We start from the raw sequence: 15,867 nt of genomic DNA, 5'->3' as shown, positions 1-15,867 counted from the left end.
TTGGTTACCCTTCTTAAGTAACGATTGACTATTCCACTCTCTGGCTAGAATTGCCCTCAAGGCTTTTCCCGGGCATGTGGTGCTTGGGCACAGCCAGAAAACGGGGCAACTTACTTGGCCAGCCAACACCAGAACCAAGTGCCGGTATCGTATCACTTTTTATCATTGAACTTAGCTTTTTGAGCAAAATCGTTCGAACCGGTAGTTTTGAAATAGACGATTAGGTTGGCACGTTGTACGCTAATGCGTTTTTATTGCGGAAGAATTCTTAATTGATGGTTTCTGCAATCTCGAAACTAAAGTAGGTCCCACGTTTTCATCAATCAGTGGTCAGGCTCCCCGAGTAAGGATGCGGGGTACCCAAAGATGAATCCCTCCATGGCAGTTTCTGGCAGGACCTCGCAGCTCCTTCCGAGCAGGTTATCGCACATCCCACTTTCGGCAGGAACAGACCGATTGTCGGCGCATCGCGAACGCTTCCTCCATTCTCGGAAATCTGTTCCTTGCTGGGCTTGCATGTCCCTTCCATCCCTGACTTCCCCTGGGAAAATCGCTTAAGCTATTAAGTATTAGAGGCATCACGTAGAAAATGATCTCAGATAGCACCCCAAGGTCCGCGCCAGCCGCTCCGGCGGAAGATATCGACCTGGCATGTTACAATGCCACGTACGTTGAGCGGTTGTTGCAAAAATACCTCGACGACCGAAACGCAGTTCCCGAGAACTGGCGGGCGTTCTTCGATCGAGAGGCGGAGGAAAATGGAGTTTCTGCCGCAGAACTCGGCTCCCGCCCACCCTCGTTTCAGCCACGTAGCATTTTCGGTGAATCGGGGGGATCTGCTGGACCTGCTTCATCGGGGGGCGGAACTGTCGGAAACGTCAAGCTGCAAAAAGTGCAGTACGCGTCCGACCAGCTGGTCAACGGCTATCGCACCCGAGGGCATTACAACGCGAAGCTCGATCCCCTCAAGATTAAGAACAAGAAACAGACCAATCTTTCGCTGGAAGCATTCGGCCTGTCTCGCTCCGACCTGGATCAGCAGGTTTATTACAGCAGTGGCGAAAAGATCGAACAGATCATTCTCGAAGACCTAATCAAACGGCTCGACGATCTGTACTGCAAACATATCGGCTACCAGTTTACGCACATCGACGAAATCGAAGTGCAGCAGTGGCTTATCGATCGGATCGAGCACCAGTCCCATATCAAGGAACTGCCCAACTCGGTCCAACGTCAGATCCTGCAACGTTTGACCGAAGCGACCGTCTTTGAAGAATTCGTGCGAAAAAAGTACGTCGGGGCCAAGACGTTCTCGTTGTTCGGATCTGAGATGCTGATTGCCATGCTCGATCTGCTGATCGACCGGGCGGCCAGCCATCATGTGCGGGAAGTCGTGCTCGGCATGCCTCACCGTGGCCGGTTGAACGTGTTGACCAACATCATCGGACAGCCTGCTCGCGAACTGTTCGCCCAATTTAATGACGTCGACTTCCATCAGTTCATTGGTGGTGGCGACGTGAAGTATCACCTCGGTAACAGCGTCGACAAGATGACTACCTCGGGTAACGAGGTTCACCTTTCGTTGTGCTTCAACCCAAGCCACTTGGAATTCATCAACCCGGTTGCTTTAGGCCGTTTGCGTGCCAAGCAAGACCGGACCGGCGACGTCCAGCGACGCCGGGGCATGGCTGTGTTGATCCATGGCGATGCGGCGTTTATCGGGGAAGGCGTCGTGCAAGAGACGCTGAACCTGAGCCAGTTGGAAGGATATAAAGTCGGTGGAACGGTTCACATTATTGTGAACAACCAGATCGGCTTTACCACTTCTTACGACGATTCTCGCAGCACGCGGTATTGCACCGACATTGCTCGCATGCTGCAAATTCCGGTTTTCCACGTGAACGGCGACGACCCTGAAGCGGTGGCCGACGTGGTTTCGATGGCGATGGACTTCCGCGAGACGTTCCAACGCGACGTGATTATCGACTTGGTTTGCTATCGTCGTCTGGGGCATAACGAAGCAGACGAGCCGAGCTTCACCCAGCCGATGATGTACAAGGCAATCGACAAGCAGATGCCGATTCGCGACAGCTACTTGAATCGCTTGGTCGAGCAAGGGCGGATTTCCAGCGAAGAAGCGAACGCGATGTCGGACGAGTATCAGGAATTCCTCAAGAAGGAATACGATATCGCCCAAGAGATGAAGGAACGTTCGCTCCGTCGTCCGGAAGGCGTTTGGGAAGAATTCGCTGGCGGTTTGGAGCCAACCAACGAAGACCCCCAACACGATCCAGCGGACGAATGTCCTGAAACTCGGATTCCGATCGATCGTTCGGCCGAGATCTTACGGATGTTGGCGACGGTGCCGGAAGATTTTCATCGCAACCGTAAGCTAACCCGGATCGCCGATCAACGCTGCGAGATGGCGGACGGTCATCGTTCGCTAGACTGGGCCGCTGCCGAAGCTCTGGCTTTTGCGACCCTTTCGATGGAAGGGCACCGCATTCGGCTTTCTGGTCAGGACAGCCAACGTGGTACGTTCAACCAGCGTCATTCCGTGCTGCACGATATTAACGACGGGCACGAACATAGCATCTTTACGAGTCTGTCTCAGAAGCAGGCCCCCGTCGAGATCGTCAACAGCCCCTTGAGCGAAGCGGGCGTGTTGGGATTTGATTACGGCTATAGTCTCGACTATCCCAATGCTTTGGTTGCTTGGGAGGCTCAGTTTGGTGACTTCAGCAACGCCGCTCAGGTGATCATCGATCAGTTCATGGCCAGTGCCGAAGACAAATGGCGCCGGTTGAGTGGGCTCGTTTTGATGTTGCCCCATGGCTACGAAGGGCAAGGGCCTGAGCACTCCAGTGCTCGCTTGGAACGCTTCTTGTGGCTGGCGGCGGAAGACAACATTCAAGTCGCTATTCCCACGACCCCAGCGCAATATTTCCACATTCTGCGTCGTCAGATGAAGCGAACTTGGAAGAAGCCGCTGATTCTGTTCACGCCGAAAAGCTTGCTTCGCCATCCGGCGGCGGTTTCCACTTTGGAAGAACTCGCGAACAACAAGTTCGAGCGAATCATTCACGATACTCGCGAAAACCCGGAACAGACTTCGCGGGTGATCATGTGTAGCGGTAAGGTTTACTACGATTTGGCTCACTATCGCGACGAACATCAACGCAACGATGTAGCGATTATTCGGGTTGAACAGCCTTACCCACTAAAGAACCACACCGTGCAAGCGGTTCTGGACCAGTATCAAGACGGCGTCCCCTTGTACTGGGTCCAGGAAGAACCTGACAATATGGGTGTCTGGCCCTATTGGAAATTACGTTACGGGCATCGAATGTTCGAGCGATTCCCGCTTTCAGTTATCGCCCGGGAGACATCTTCCAGCCCGGCAACCGGATCCAAAGCGGCTCACGAGTACGAGCAGCAACAACTACTCGAACGAGCCTTCAACACCTAGAAAGGACAGCTGCGGAAGATGACCATCGAATTGAAAGTCCCAGAGTCTGGCGAGTCTATTCAGGAAGTGCAAATCCTGAAGTGGCTGAAGAGCGAAGGGGATAACGTCCAAGAAGACGAGGACGTGGTGGAACTGGAGACAGATAAAGCCTCCATGGACTTGGCCGCTCCGGCGAACTGCACCTTGCATAAAATCTTGAAGCAAGAAGGCGAGATTGTTGCGGTTGGAGAAGTCATTGCCTTGTTTGAAGAAGGAGGCGGCAAAGCGAAAGCTGCCACCAAGAGCACCAAGGCAGCGAAAAAAGCTGAAGAGCCCAAAGCAGCCGCCAAAACAACCGAAGCGAAAAGCGACGGCAATGCCTCTTCGGGTGACGTGCAAGCGACCCCCTCGGGCCGCCGCGAACTGCTCAAGCATGGCCTAAACGCCTCTGACGTCTCTCCTTCGGGCAAGACGGTTCGTCGTGAAGACGTCGAAAAGTACGTCGAATCGATCGCTAATCGCAAGACGGGCGCTGGCTCCTCTAGCAAGAACGAATCGGAACTGGAAGAAGTCATCCCGATGAGCCTGATTCGCCGGCGCATTGCCCAGCGACTGGTTCAAGCTCAGCAGCAAGCTGCTTTGCTCACCACGTTTAATCAGGTCGACATGTCGTATGTCATGGACCTGCGTAAACGTCACGGCGAGTCGTTCCAGAAGCGATACGGCGTGAAACTCGGTTTCATGTCCTTCTTTACCAAGGCATTGATCGACGCCCTGAAGGCCCATCCCGAGCTGAACGCTGAAATTCGCGATGGAACGAATATCGTCTATCGCAATTACTTCCACATTGGTATCGCGGTCGGTTCCGGTAAGGGCTTGGTCGTGCCGGTGCTGAAGTTCGCCGAACGGATGAGCTTTGCCGAGATCGAACAAGCGATTCAGGAATTCGCTGGTCGGGCCAAGAGCAACCAACTAAAGCCGGAAGAGCTTTCCGGCGGTACATTCACCGTCAGCAACGGCGGTGTGTATGGTTCGATGCTCTCGACACCGATCGTCAACCCGCCGCAAAGTGGTGTGTTGGGAATGCATGCGATCGAAGAACGACCGATTGCCTTGAACGGCCAGGTTGTGATTCGCCCGATGATGTACCTGGCGTTGACTTACGATCATCGAATTGTCGATGGACGGGAAGCCGTTACGTTCCTCCGTCGTGTGAAAGAAGCGATCGAAGAACCATCGCGTATGCTGATCGAGGCCTAATCAGTAGGTTTCGGAAAACAAACTCAAAAAGAGCCAAGCCTCAAAGTGGCTTGGCTCTTTGTTTGCGCATAAGGAGGAATCTGACCAGCAGTGCCGGGCATAACTAAGGATTCACTTCGTCGGCACTCTCATGCGCGTAGAGCGATACTTTTTTCGCTTCGGTCTTATCCAGGATCTGCTTGGCGTAATCGACTTCGTAAGGATCGCCATTGGCCACAACGATACAGGCCCCTTTTTTGACTTCTTCTTCGTAGTCTTTGACGTGGTTCTCGTGAACCCCCCAGCCGTTGAGGGCCCCGAGAAAGCCCCCCACAATCGCCCCTGCGAGTCCAGCAGAAACAGGACCGGCAATCAGCAATAGGCCAATCCCCGGAATGGTGAGCAGTGGAGCGGCGGCGAAGAAACCTAACAGCCCGCCGACCCCAGCACCAAACGCGGCATCGTGGCCAGCTTCGTCCCCATATTGGATCGGAGTGGTTGATTTTAGATCTTGGTGGACACTATTTGCCACCAACGAAACCTGATCCGACGGAAACTTGCTCTCGTCGAGGGTATGCACCGCTTTTCGGGCGGCTTCCACTGATTCGTAAACGGCCACAACACACTGACGAGACATAACATTGCTCCTTTTTCATCCATTCTATCGAAGTTGCGATCCGAGCGACAAGAAGTCTCTTGGATATTCCTAACCGCTGCAACCACCGTGCCTTACGGCTGCAAAGGGTTGAACCAAGAGACCAAATTACGAAAATATAGCACTGGAAAAAAGAAATCCCTGGCGAATTGGCATATCAGTTGCGAACACGATCGAGCAACAAACGCAACCATCATCACCGAGATAAAATGGAGTTACCATGAGCTCGATCGCATGCCCAGAAGCCCCGGTTCAAGTTTCAGAAACTTCGATCTCTCGCCGAGATATCTCCGCCGCTTGCAAGGCCATTCGCCAAGGTTGGTCTGACCAAGATCGTGAGTGTCGCAAGGCGCTTGCAGACATGAAGCAAATCAGTTTGTTGTTGAACACAATGGATCTATCAGGTTTTTTCCAAAAGAACGCGGCTTAATCGCCCCGCCCAAATAATTAAGAGCCGCCTTTGGGCGGCTCTCTTTGTTTACGTTGCCGGGAATCGTAAACGCTTAGATTTCATCTTCTCGCGACTGCGCGACCGAGCATTGGCGCGAGAATGAATCTTCCATTTCGGTCAAACTTCGGAAGAAGTCTCGGATCTTCTCGCTGGAAACCTGATCGGAAATCGTTTCTAGCAGTTGCGTTACCGTTTGATGAAACTCAAGCAGCAAGTGCGGTTTTTCTTCGCCATCGGCGTTTTCCAGTTTCTTTAACGCCTCGTCGATCGGTTCCATCGGCACATACTGAATCCAGGCTTCTAAGATCTCGATCGGAGTCGATTCGTAATCTTGTTCCAGCTGTAGGAAGGCATTCGCTTCAAACGCTTCGTAGTGGTCTAACAGCATCTTCGTACGCGGAGAGGGTTCCACGATGCCCTGTTTTCCCCGACATGCTTCGCTGGCAGCCAAGTGCTTTCGTGATAGATCGTGGATGATTGTTCTTACTTGTTCGTAAGCCATGGCCAGGCTCCTTCTCTGTATTAAGTCGAATTTCTAACTCTTGAAACGTGGGGCCTTCAATCGAGAGGACCAAACGTGTGAGGCGGCGGAAGTTTGATTGGGGACGATTGAAAGCAGCAGAAGTAATAGCCCCGTCATCATGATGTTTTCGCCTGCTGGTGGAACGTGTGGCGTCAGCGCAATGCCTGGCCCAAAGATCATGACGGCGGAGAGCAATAAAGTGCCAACGTGGGAAAATCGAGGCCATTGCCGGAACGAAAGCGAGGCAAACCCGATAACTAGCAATCCGATAACGAAATCCCCAATCGCAGGCATATCGCCCCGGTCGGCACCCCGGAAAATAAAGGGGCTACCTAATAACCAGCAGCCAAGCATGATCTCTGTCACCCGTGCCCACATCAGCGAGGCTCCTTCTGTTTGGTTTGGTGTTCAATTCCAAACCAACGAAGACGCAACACGTATGCCGAGAAGGCAACGAAAACAGAAAAAGGTTTTCGCCACCGGCGTTCGCAGCGTGAATTTTGCTTGCAGGATAAAGAATTTGGTTCTTAAAGGCGGATTGCCGTTCTGGCAAAGCTTTACCAAACCCCCACTTTGATGGACCTGAATGGGGGAGGTGAACTGCTTACGGCCTGTTTGACCACTCTGATTCCACCTTGAATGGGCCGTATCTCCCGCAAAAAAGGCTGTTAAATCGCTTGGCAGCAACAAACCGCTTCTAAAGAGACATGGTTTGTAAAGACAATTGTTAAGATTCCCTGCGAGTAGGCGCTATTGGGTTGTGGACGATCCCTCTTCCCCGTAGATTTTGTGACTAAGCGGCCATCATGCTGCCAGCTTGGGGGATCTGCCAGCACTTGGTGCCGATTCCCAGAGTTTAGAGCATGTTTTACCGACAGGCTGATCTTCTCATTAGAGGGGGTTTTTCTGTGGGGTAACGAAGATGATGCGACCTGAACACCACCTCTTGCTTACAAATATCGTAGGGAATTGAACGAGTTATGAAAAACACTCTCTTCAAGCTAGGCACCTATGTCGCGCTCGCGGCGGTTATCGTAGCGACGACCGGTTGCGGTAGTGGTTCTGGCACCAAACTGCAAGGTGCAGGCGCTAGTTTCCCTGCTCCGCTTTATACCTCCTGGTTCAAAGAATTCTCGAAGTCCCACAAGGGCGTTCAAATCGACTATCAATCGGTGGGCAGCGGTACTGGTGTCTCCTCAGTCATCGACGGCACGGTCGATTTCGGTGCCAGCGATGCGGCCATGAAAGAAGACGAAATGGCCAAGGTGGAACGGGGCGTTCAACTTCTGCCCATGACTGCCGGTGCCATCGTGCTGGCCTATAACCTGGATGGGGTCGACCAGCTAAAGCTCTCGCGAGAGGCTTACGTTGATATCTTCCTCGGTAAGATCGAGAAGTGGAACGATCCTAAGATTGCCGCCACCAACGAAGGGGTAAATCTGCCTGACCTCGATATCAACGTGGTTGTGCGTTCCGATTCGAGTGGAACCACGTACGTCTTCACGCAGCATCTAAGCACGATTAGCAAAGAATTTGCCGAGAGCCCTGGCACCAACAAAGCCCCCAACTGGCCTGTCGGGACTAAGTCAAAGGGGAACGAAGGGGTGACGACTTCGTTGGCCCAAAACCCGGGCTCGATTGGCTATGTTGAATTTGGCTATGCCATGAAAGCCAAGTTGGCGATGGTTACGCTGGAAAACAAGTCTGGCGAGTTCATCAAGCCATCGATTGCTTCCGCCCAAGCGGCCTTGGCGGGTGTGGAAATGCCAGCCGACTTGATTGCCTGGCTGCCTGATCCAGAAGGCAAGGAATCGTACCCGATTGTCACTTACACCTGGATCATCGCTTACAAGAAGTACGAAAGCGAAGAAAAATTGAAGGTGTTCAAAGAGCTCATTCAATACTGCCTGACTGAAGGCCAGAAATCGAGCGAATCGCTGGGATACATTCCGCTGCCGGAAACGGTGGTCGAAAAAGTCTCGGCGGCTCTCGACAATATCACGGTAGGTAAATAGCACAGCCTGTGCCGGGCTTGGTGAAATCAAGCACCAGGCCTGGTGCCCAATTGGGTGCTTTGGCGCTATATCATGGATCAATACAAGAAGTCGCCGATCTCGAGGCCTCCGACACTACGAGAGATCGTCACCGATTTGGTATTTCGCTACACCTGTTTGGCGTTTGCCTGGCTGACCATCGCCGTGATGTGTTACATCGTCTTCGAGATTACTTGGAAGGCTGGCCCGGCGATTCAAGAGTATGGGTTTGGCTTTCTGACCAGCCAAACCTGGGATCCCAATACCAAAGAGTTTGGGATTTTGCCCGAGATCTGGGGCACACTATATAGTTCTACGTTAGCCCTGCTGATCGGTTCTTTGTTTGGCGTTTCGGTTGCTGTCTTCCTTAGCGAAGGGTATCTCGGCAACTTTGTTTTTCAGGTGTTAAAGCTGTTCGGTGTTCAATTTCACCGCTTCTGGGGAAAAATGCCTGCCGCTGCGGAAACGGCCCTGAAAAACCTGGTTGAGTTGCTCGCTGCAATTCCGAGCGTGGTTTACGGATTGTGGGGGATCTTTGTCGTCATTCCCTTGATGCGAGATTCGTGCAATTGGCTGTACGAGAACATGGGCTGGTTTCCTCTGTTTGGAACTCGCTTTGAAGGCACTGGGATGCTGCCAGCCTCGTTTGTCTTGGCCATTATGATCCTGCCCACGATTTCGGCGATCAGCCGAGATGCCTTAGTCGCTGTCCCCCCGAAACTGCGCGAAGCATCGTACGGGCTCGGGGCGACTCGCTGGGAAACGATTCTCTCGGTGATTTTACCTACGGCTTCTGGTGGCATCTTCGGCGGGGTGGTTCTGGCTTTCGGGCGAGCCCTCGGAGAAACAATGGCCCTGGCCATGCTGGTAGGAAATGTGAACACCATCAAAGTTTCGCTATTTTCCCCTGCGAATACCTTGGCTGCTTTGCTGGCGAATAACTTTCAAGAGGCTGGCAGCGACGAGATGAAAGTCGGCGTGCTAATGTACGCCGGGTTGGTTCTGATGGCGATTACGCTGGGCGTGAACGTTATCGGAGCGTTGATCCTGCAACGGGCTACGGCAGGCCTGAAAGGATTGAACTGATGGCCACCTCACCGAACCAACCCCCTCAGCTTCCTGAAGTCGATATTAGCCGTTTAGAACGATCGCTAAGAAAACCCCGCGCCCTGCTAAGCATTCTTCTTAGCGGTACCGTGACGATTATGACGTTCATGGCCTTGGTACCGTTGATCTCGGTGATCTTTATGCTTTTCTATCGAGGAGCATCCAAGCTGACCTGGGAAAACTTCACCGCACTCCCTCCGACGGTTTCCGAGGATGGGGGGGGCTTTGGAAATGCCTTGATCGGTACGATCGTCATGGTGGGCATCGCCGGGTTGATTAGTGTCCCCTTTGGAATCATGTCCGCAATCTTTTTGTCCGAATTGGGCCCTACCAGCAAGATAGCAAAAGTAGTGCGGTTTTGTGCAAAAGTTTTAAGTGGGTTCCCCTCGATCTTGGCGGGGGTCTTTACTTATGGGGCCGTGGTGCTCGTTACAGGCGGTTTCTCGGCTTATGCCGGGGGAGTAGCTCTTTCCATTTTGATGCTTCCTGTGGTCATGCTGACGGCGGAGGAGGCCATTCGGATGGTGCCTCGCAAAATGAAGGAGGCATCCATCGGAATGGGGGCAACCCAAACCCAGACCTTGTGGCATGTGACGCTGCCTACTGCATTGCCGGGGATCCTAACGGGCGTTATGCTATCAGTGGCTCGCGCTGCCGGAGAGACGGCTCCCTTGTTGTTTACCGCCTTGTTCAGCAATTACTGGCTGTACAGCGAATTTAACGGTTTACAACTCAACGACGCGACGGCGTCGATGGCAGTTTTGATTTACAACTTCTCCAGCTCTCCCATAGATAACCAGAAGGAAATGGCTTGGTCCGCTTCTCTGGTTTTAGTGCTGGGGGTTTTAGTGACGAACTTGATTGGTAAAAGCCTCTCGCGGGGCGGGCCCACACGTTAGAAGCATTGCATAAGGCTTTAGCAAAGCATGATTGCCAACGACGAAGCCGGTAAGACTGTTATCGACTGCGATGTGAAAGAGCTCTATTACGGCAATTTCAAGGCCGTACGAGACACACGCATCCCGATTCAACAGGGTGAAATTACCGCTTTTATTGGTCCTTCCGGTTGCGGTAAAAGCACCGTTCTTCGCTGCTTGAATCGCATGAACGACCTGATTCGAGGCTTTCGCTTCGAGGGGCACGTTCAGTTCCGTGGGCAGAACATCTACAGCCCAACAATCGACCCGGTTGCCGTTCGCCGCCACATTGGCATGGTGTTTCAGCAACCAAACCCGTTCGCGATGAGTATCTATAAGAACATCACCTACGGGCTACGCATCAACGGCTATCGGGGCAACTACGACGAAGTTGTCGAACGAGCCTTACGGGGCGCTGCCCTGTGGGACGAAGTCAAAGACAAGCTGAAGCAAAGCGGCTTGTCGCTTTCAGGTGGTCAGCAGCAGCGTTTGTGCATTGCCCGGGCAATTGCGGTTGAACCAGAAGTGTTGTTGATGGACGAGCCTTGCTCGGCTCTCGATCCGATCGCTACGCGTAAGATCGAAGAGCTCATGAAAGAGCTCAAGAAGAAGTACACCATCGCCATCGTCACGCACAACATGCAGCAAGCTCAGCGTGTGGCGGACAAGACGGCGTTCCTGTACGTCGATACGACCCAAGGTGGGCGGACCGGTTACTTGGTCGAGCATAACGAGACCAAGGAACTGTTCGAGCAGCCCAAGCAAGAGTACACGCGGCAATACATCCGCGGCGAGTTCAGCTAGTTCGATTCTCGCCAGCCAGTAATCGTTATCGAATCGTTTCGATAACGAACGCGTTGGCGTTTTCTCCCGTGTGCAGCGGAAGTTCGGAAACAACAATCATCCGGTCGCCTGGGGCTACCAGCCCGATCTGTTTGGCGATCGAAGTTGTGGAAGAAAGCATCTCAGCCGTGTTCGACGGCGCTTTCATTTGCCGAGACACCACACCGTGGTAGATGCCCATCTTGCGGACCGTCTCAGGCACATCTGATAAAGCCAGAATAGGACAGTCGATCCAGTTCTTGGCGATCACGCCGGCGGTGGAAGTCGTATGAGAATAAACCCCAACCGCAGCAATCTCTTGCATTTTCAAGATATGCCGAATCGAGTACGCCAGCGCTGCGGTGTTCGGGGGTTGTCCAAAGCCAACCTTGATCGGGCGGTCGGTGATTTCCATCAGGCTTTCCGTCGCGATTACCGTCTTGGAAACAACTTCCACCGCTTCGGTCGGATGATTGCCGGTCGCTGTTTCATCCCCGAGGAGAATTGCGTCGGCATGATCGAAGACAATGTTCGCGATATCAAAGACTTCGCCATCGGTCGGTTCCAGGGCATGCTGCATCGAGCTTAAAACACCTCGCTGCACCACGCACGGCTTGGCCCCAATCTGGCACTGCCGGGCTACCATTTTCTGCATGACCGGGATCGACCATTTTTCAAGTTCCGATAGCCCGGTCGAAGTTACAATCACCCCATCGGACGATTGAATGATGCTGTCGATGTCGCGGTAGTTGCTGCCATGATCGAGCCGGGCCAAGATGGCGGCCTTGCTGCCTGCGTGGTCGAGTGCTTCGCGCACTTGTTGAATCGACCGCGATCCTTCGGCGACCGACGTGGTGACGTACTCGATCTCTTGTTGAGCGAGCCAGGCAATCACGCCAGAGCTGATTGCATTGGCAAGCGAGAACTGGCCATCTGCACTGTTAATGCGGGCCAAAATTGCTACCGGCTGTTTGGCTAACCCTTCCACTTCGCGGACGACATCGTAACTTGCTTGCCAGTCCGTACGTTTACCCTGGGTCAGATCAAGCAAACAGGCATCCGCCCCAGCGCGCACCACGTTCTCGAGCGTATCGGTCTCGCTGCAACTCGGACCGATGGTGGCGGCGACTTTGGTACGCTTCAACATGCCGGTTACGGCAAAACCTGGGGTGGGAAATGGTTCAACCACGTAACTTTCTTCCTCCTTGGTGAAAGCCTCATCGTAACATGAATGGGGGGCGGCGAATATCGTATATGCCGCTACCGAATCTTAGCATCCGGTAATTCCTGGCCAATTCCCTCGTCCAGTGGCATTTTATCGGTTGCCTCCGTAAGCCCTACGTTGGCCATCACCTCGGTAAGTTCCTTGCGGAGTTGGCTTACCCGTGAGGCATGTTCTGGCTTCTCGGCCAAGTTAATCGTTTCGCCGGGGTCGTTCTTCAAGTCGTACAGTTCGGCCATGTGTCGATCTGGCGAGCCGTCGCCATGGGGATAACGAATATATTTCCAACGATCGGTTCGCAAAGCGCGGACATTGGGCGTGTAAGGGAACTGTTTTTCGTAATTGTAGTAATACATCCAGGCCGTCCGCCAATCGTCGTCCCCGGTTTTCGCCAGCTTTGCCCAAGACTTGCCGTGGATATCTTCCATTGGCTTGGCCCCGGCCAGTTCGATCAAGGTGGGGGCCATGTCGACGGTAAGAATCTGCTGGTCCACCGACTTGCCTTTACCCAACTGCGGATAACGAACCACCAGCGGCACACGGATACTCATCTCGTGCGCCGTCCGCTTGTCAACCATTCCATCTTCCCCTTCCAGCAAGCCGTTATCCCCCATGAAAACGATGACCGTGTTATCGAGCTGGCCACTCTTTTCCAGGTAGTCATAAAGCTGGCCCATGCTGTCATCGACACTCAAGATGGTTCCCCAATAGGCATGAACCATATCTTCAAAGGCCTGAACCCCTTCCGGGCTATCGTCCGGAAAATCTTTCCGCCAGTCGAACAGCGGTCCATAGATTCCGTGCCAAGTGTAAAGCCGTTCCTTAATCCATTTCGGCTTGTCATCGAGTTGAAATGCCGTTGCCGGGTACTTCACTTCGACCTCGTCGAACGCATGCTCGTACTTGGGCTCCGGAAAATAAAAGCTGTGGGGCGCCTTCTGGCCGATCATCAAACACCACGGCTTATCGCCGTGATCTTTCTTCAGCCAGTCTAACGCCATGTCGGTGACGACGTGCGTATAGTATCCCTTCATCAACTGGCTTCCTTGGCCATTGATGTTGAACTCGGTATCGAAATACTTGCCTTGTCCTTTGTGGGTAACAAACCAATCGAAACCAGCCCGAGGCTGATCGTTGTCTTCACCCATGTGATACTTCCCGATGTAAGCCGTTTCGTACCCGGCATCTTGCAAACGCTTCGGGAACGTCGCCGTCTCGTCCGGAAACTCGGTAAAGTTATTCGTGACGCCATGCGTGTGAGCATAAAGCCCCGTCAAAATCGAAGCCCGGCTCGGTGAACAAAGAGAAGTCGTGCAGAACGAATTGTGGAACAGAATCCCTTCCTCCGCCAAACGATCGATGTTCGGCGTTTTCACATGCTCGCTCCCCAGGCAGCCCACCGCATCAGGACGCAGGTCATCGCACAACACAAACAAGATATTCGGCCGCTGCGAGTCACCAGCTTTTTCGGCCGCCCATACCATTTGGCCAGATAAGATCAACAGAGTGGTCAGCAACCCAAGCAGATGTGTTCGGCAATAAAAACTCATATCGACTAGTCCTATGGGGCAGGGCAGTGATGGGGATGGCGATCTGTTACTAATTTGCGTCAAATCGTTAGAAAATTCCAGACGCACATGGCCAAAGCGTAGTAAAACGAACAGAAATCGGTCCCAAGACAGAAAAGCTCGACGAATTCAGGGTTCTGCTACCGCAGCGAGAACCAGCGTAACAGACGAACCAGTTAGGAACAGAAACTTGGAACGGGCGGGCGAATAAACAATAACGGCCAACCGACCAGAAAGAAAAGTCGCCAGATGATCGTAAGAGACTAAAACCCGCAGAAGTTAGGAGGGGTGTTCGAATGCAATCACCGTGGCGGTGAAACCAGGATGCCACTGGCAACTCGACGTAACGTTCGGCGCAGAACAACGCCGTATCCGCAAAGGACACGCCACCGTCCACTTCACGGACTCTGTCACCACCGACTTTCGGTAAGTTTCTTCCGAACTTTTTCGCTCCCCGATTGTCTTTCGGTGAACAAGTACAACTAAGGCAATTGGCTTTTAGAGAATTAATCATGCAGCTACCAATCGATAATTTGGGCGAACAGCGGGGCCATTTCTGATGGCGTGAACTGAGATTATCGGATTTGGTGACTGCAATTTCCCAAGGCCCGCTCGGTTCAAAGACCATTGAGCGGGCCTTTTTCGTTGGAATCGAGGGTAATAGAGCAATGGAAGCGATTCTGTTCATCGGCCTGCCGGGTTCGGGGAAGTCCTCGTTCTACAAAGAACGGTTCTTCAACTCGCACGTCCGAATCAGCCTCGATCTCCTCAAGACCCGACATCGAGAGAATCGGCTGCTTGAGACGTGTCTCGACACAGAGCAACGGTTTGTGATCGACAACACCAATCCGACCAAGGCAGAAAGGTCTCGGTTCATCGAGCGACTTGCATCCGTTCAAGTTCGATACAAGCTGATTGGGTACTACTTTGAGTCAAAGGTTGAAGATTGTCTGAATCGGAATGCCCAACGAAGTGAACGAGTTCCCGACGTCGCAATTTTATCCGCCGCTAAAAAGCTAGAGCTTCCGTCGATGAATGAAGGATTCGACGAGCTATTTTATGTCCGACTTACCGAAACTGGGTTTGTAGTCGAGGAATGGAAGAATGAAATTTGACGAACTCGACACGAAGATGCGGGTCTTTGAAACCTCCGCTGACTTTTGCGTACTACCGGGCATTTACATGGTTGCCCGACTAGATGGCCGCAACTTCACTCGGCTGACGAAGGAACACCGCCAATTTCAAGTTCCATTCGACGAGCGATTCCGAGATTTGATGGTGGCGACAGTGAAGTCTTTGATGACTTGCGGTTTTCGAGTCGTTTATGCCTATACCGAGAGTGAAGAGATTTCGCTCCTATTCCATCCTGAAGAACCGTCGTTCGGCAGAAAACTAAGGAAGTACAACTCGACGCTCGCCGGTGAAGCCAGTTCTCAATTCTCACTGAAATTGGGACAGGCAGCTACGTTTGATTGCCGCATCTCACAGTTGCCCAACCGTGAGCTTGTGGTGGATTATTTTCGTTGGCGAAACGAAGATGCTGCCCGGAATGCCTTGAATGCGTGGTGCTATTGGACGCTTCGCGAAGACGGCCAGAGTGAACAAGAGGCCACGAAGCGTCTGCTGGGCTTATCCGTGAGCCAAAAGAGCGAACTGTTACTTCAGTACGGAATCCACTTCAACGATCTACCGAACTGGCAGAAGCGAGGCATCGGCCTCTATTGGGAAGAGTTTGACAAGCCAGCGGTTAACCCAATGACCAGGCAGGAAGTGACCGCACGGCGGCGACGGGTTAAGGCAGAATACAATTTGCCGATGAAAGAAGCGTATAGTCAGTTCCTATACGAGATCGTCGAAAGAACATCCACCAAGCAATAGAGAC

Annotated in this window: 15 protein-coding genes; 10 read left to right on the top strand and 5 right to left on the bottom strand. The window is 52.8% G+C overall.

The genetic code is table 11. From position 1 onward, the window contains the following. Positions 1 to 589 precede the first annotated feature (589 nt). Together DTL42_RS02395 and odhB are read left to right on the top strand one after the other, a co-directional pair. Positions 590 to 3,469: a 2-oxoglutarate dehydrogenase E1 component gene (locus tag DTL42_RS02395; protein ID WP_234824044.1), complete on the top strand. Its 2,880-nt coding sequence runs from the start codon at positions 590 to 592 to the stop codon at positions 3,467 to 3,469. A gap of 18 nt (positions 3,470 to 3,487) precedes the next feature. Then, complete coding sequence (odhB, locus tag DTL42_RS02390) at positions 3,488 to 4,708, top strand: 2-oxoglutarate dehydrogenase complex dihydrolipoyllysine-residue succinyltransferase (RefSeq protein WP_114367091.1); 1,221 nt, start codon at positions 3,488 to 3,490, stop codon at positions 4,706 to 4,708. 103 nt (positions 4,709 to 4,811) lie between these two features. Here the strand turns inward: odhB and DTL42_RS02385 are convergent, their stop codons facing one another. Then, positions 4,812 to 5,324 (bottom strand): general stress protein, encoded by a 513-nt coding sequence (locus DTL42_RS02385; RefSeq protein ID WP_114367090.1) that lies wholly within the window; start codon positions 5,322 to 5,324, stop codon positions 4,812 to 4,814. Positions 5,325 to 5,562: 238 nt separating this feature from the next. Here DTL42_RS02385 and DTL42_RS02380 point away from each other — a divergent pair, with 238 nt between their 5' ends. Further along, positions 5,563 to 5,772, top strand: a complete 210-nt coding sequence (locus DTL42_RS02380; RefSeq protein WP_114367089.1) for a hypothetical protein — start codon at positions 5,563 to 5,565, stop codon at positions 5,770 to 5,772. 73 nt (positions 5,773 to 5,845) lie between these two features. Here the strand turns inward: DTL42_RS02380 and DTL42_RS02375 are convergent, their stop codons facing one another. Together DTL42_RS02375 and DTL42_RS27060 are read right to left on the bottom strand one after the other, a co-directional pair. Continuing rightward, positions 5,846 to 6,295 (bottom strand): hypothetical protein, encoded by a 450-nt coding sequence (locus DTL42_RS02375; RefSeq protein ID WP_114367088.1) that lies wholly within the window; start codon positions 6,293 to 6,295, stop codon positions 5,846 to 5,848. 33 nt (positions 6,296 to 6,328) lie between these two features. Further along, positions 6,329 to 6,670: a hypothetical protein gene (locus DTL42_RS27060; RefSeq protein ID WP_425305511.1), complete on the bottom strand. Its 342-nt coding sequence runs from the start codon at positions 6,668 to 6,670 to the stop codon at positions 6,329 to 6,331. On the opposite strand from DTL42_RS27060, the gene DTL42_RS25945 reads away from it, so the two are divergent. The 5 genes from DTL42_RS25945 to pstB all read left to right on the top strand — a co-directional run bounded on the left by DTL42_RS25945 (position 6,669) and on the right by pstB (position 11,177). Further along, entirely contained in the window at positions 6,669 to 6,893 is a 225-nt protein-coding gene (locus DTL42_RS25945; RefSeq protein ID WP_147274136.1) for a hypothetical protein, read from the top strand. The two genes, DTL42_RS27060 and DTL42_RS25945, sit on opposite strands and share 2 nt — an antisense overlap. Positions 6,894 to 7,296: 403 nt before the next feature. After that, positions 7,297 to 8,331, top strand: coding sequence for a phosphate ABC transporter substrate-binding protein PstS (pstS, locus tag DTL42_RS02365; protein ID WP_114367086.1), 1,035 nt, complete (start codon positions 7,297 to 7,299; stop codon positions 8,329 to 8,331). A 72-nt stretch (positions 8,332 to 8,403) separates the two neighbouring features. Then, a complete protein-coding gene (pstC, locus tag DTL42_RS02360) occupies positions 8,404 to 9,435 on the top strand; it encodes a phosphate ABC transporter permease subunit PstC (protein WP_114367968.1) in 1,032 nt (343 codons plus the stop codon). Beyond that, positions 9,435 to 10,355: a phosphate ABC transporter permease PstA gene (gene pstA, locus DTL42_RS02355; protein WP_114367085.1), complete on the top strand. Its 921-nt coding sequence runs from the start codon at positions 9,435 to 9,437 to the stop codon at positions 10,353 to 10,355. The genes pstC and pstA overlap by 1 nt, the downstream gene beginning before the upstream one ends. Before the next feature lie 27 nt (positions 10,356 to 10,382). Beyond that, positions 10,383 to 11,177: a phosphate ABC transporter ATP-binding protein PstB gene (gene pstB, locus DTL42_RS02350; protein ID WP_114367084.1), complete on the top strand. Its 795-nt coding sequence runs from the start codon at positions 10,383 to 10,385 to the stop codon at positions 11,175 to 11,177. A 25-nt stretch (positions 11,178 to 11,202) separates the two neighbouring features. Here the strand turns inward: pstB and DTL42_RS02345 are convergent, their stop codons facing one another. Together DTL42_RS02345 and DTL42_RS02340 are read right to left on the bottom strand one after the other, a co-directional pair. Then, positions 11,203 to 12,384 (bottom strand): pyruvate kinase, encoded by a 1,182-nt coding sequence (locus DTL42_RS02345; protein ID WP_114367083.1) that lies wholly within the window; start codon positions 12,382 to 12,384, stop codon positions 11,203 to 11,205. Between the two features lie 71 nt (positions 12,385 to 12,455). Next, the gene (locus tag DTL42_RS02340) at positions 12,456 to 13,967 is read right to left on the bottom strand and encodes a sulfatase family protein (RefSeq protein WP_234824043.1); all 1,512 of its coding nucleotides are present in this window, start codon (positions 13,965 to 13,967) and stop codon (positions 12,456 to 12,458) included. Positions 13,968 to 14,653: 686 nt separating this feature from the next. Between DTL42_RS02340 and DTL42_RS02335 the strand changes: the two genes are divergently transcribed. Further along, positions 14,654 to 15,100 carry an AAA family ATPase gene (locus DTL42_RS02335; RefSeq protein ID WP_114367082.1) on the top strand — a complete coding sequence of 149 codons (447 nt, stop codon included), beginning with the start codon at positions 14,654 to 14,656 and terminating at the stop codon, positions 15,098 to 15,100. Then, a complete protein-coding gene (locus DTL42_RS02330) occupies positions 15,090 to 15,863 on the top strand; it encodes a tRNA(His) guanylyltransferase Thg1 family protein (protein WP_114367081.1) in 774 nt (257 codons plus the stop codon). Before DTL42_RS02335 ends, DTL42_RS02330 begins: the two co-directional genes overlap by 11 nt. Positions 15,864 to 15,867 lie beyond the last annotated feature (4 nt).

The organism is Bremerella cremea (assembly GCF_003335505.1).
GTDB lineage: Bacteria > Planctomycetota > Planctomycetia > Pirellulales > Pirellulaceae > Bremerella > Bremerella cremea_A.
The sequence above is the reverse complement of the archived record's forward strand: the minus strand, read 5'-3'. Positions and strand labels throughout refer to the sequence as shown.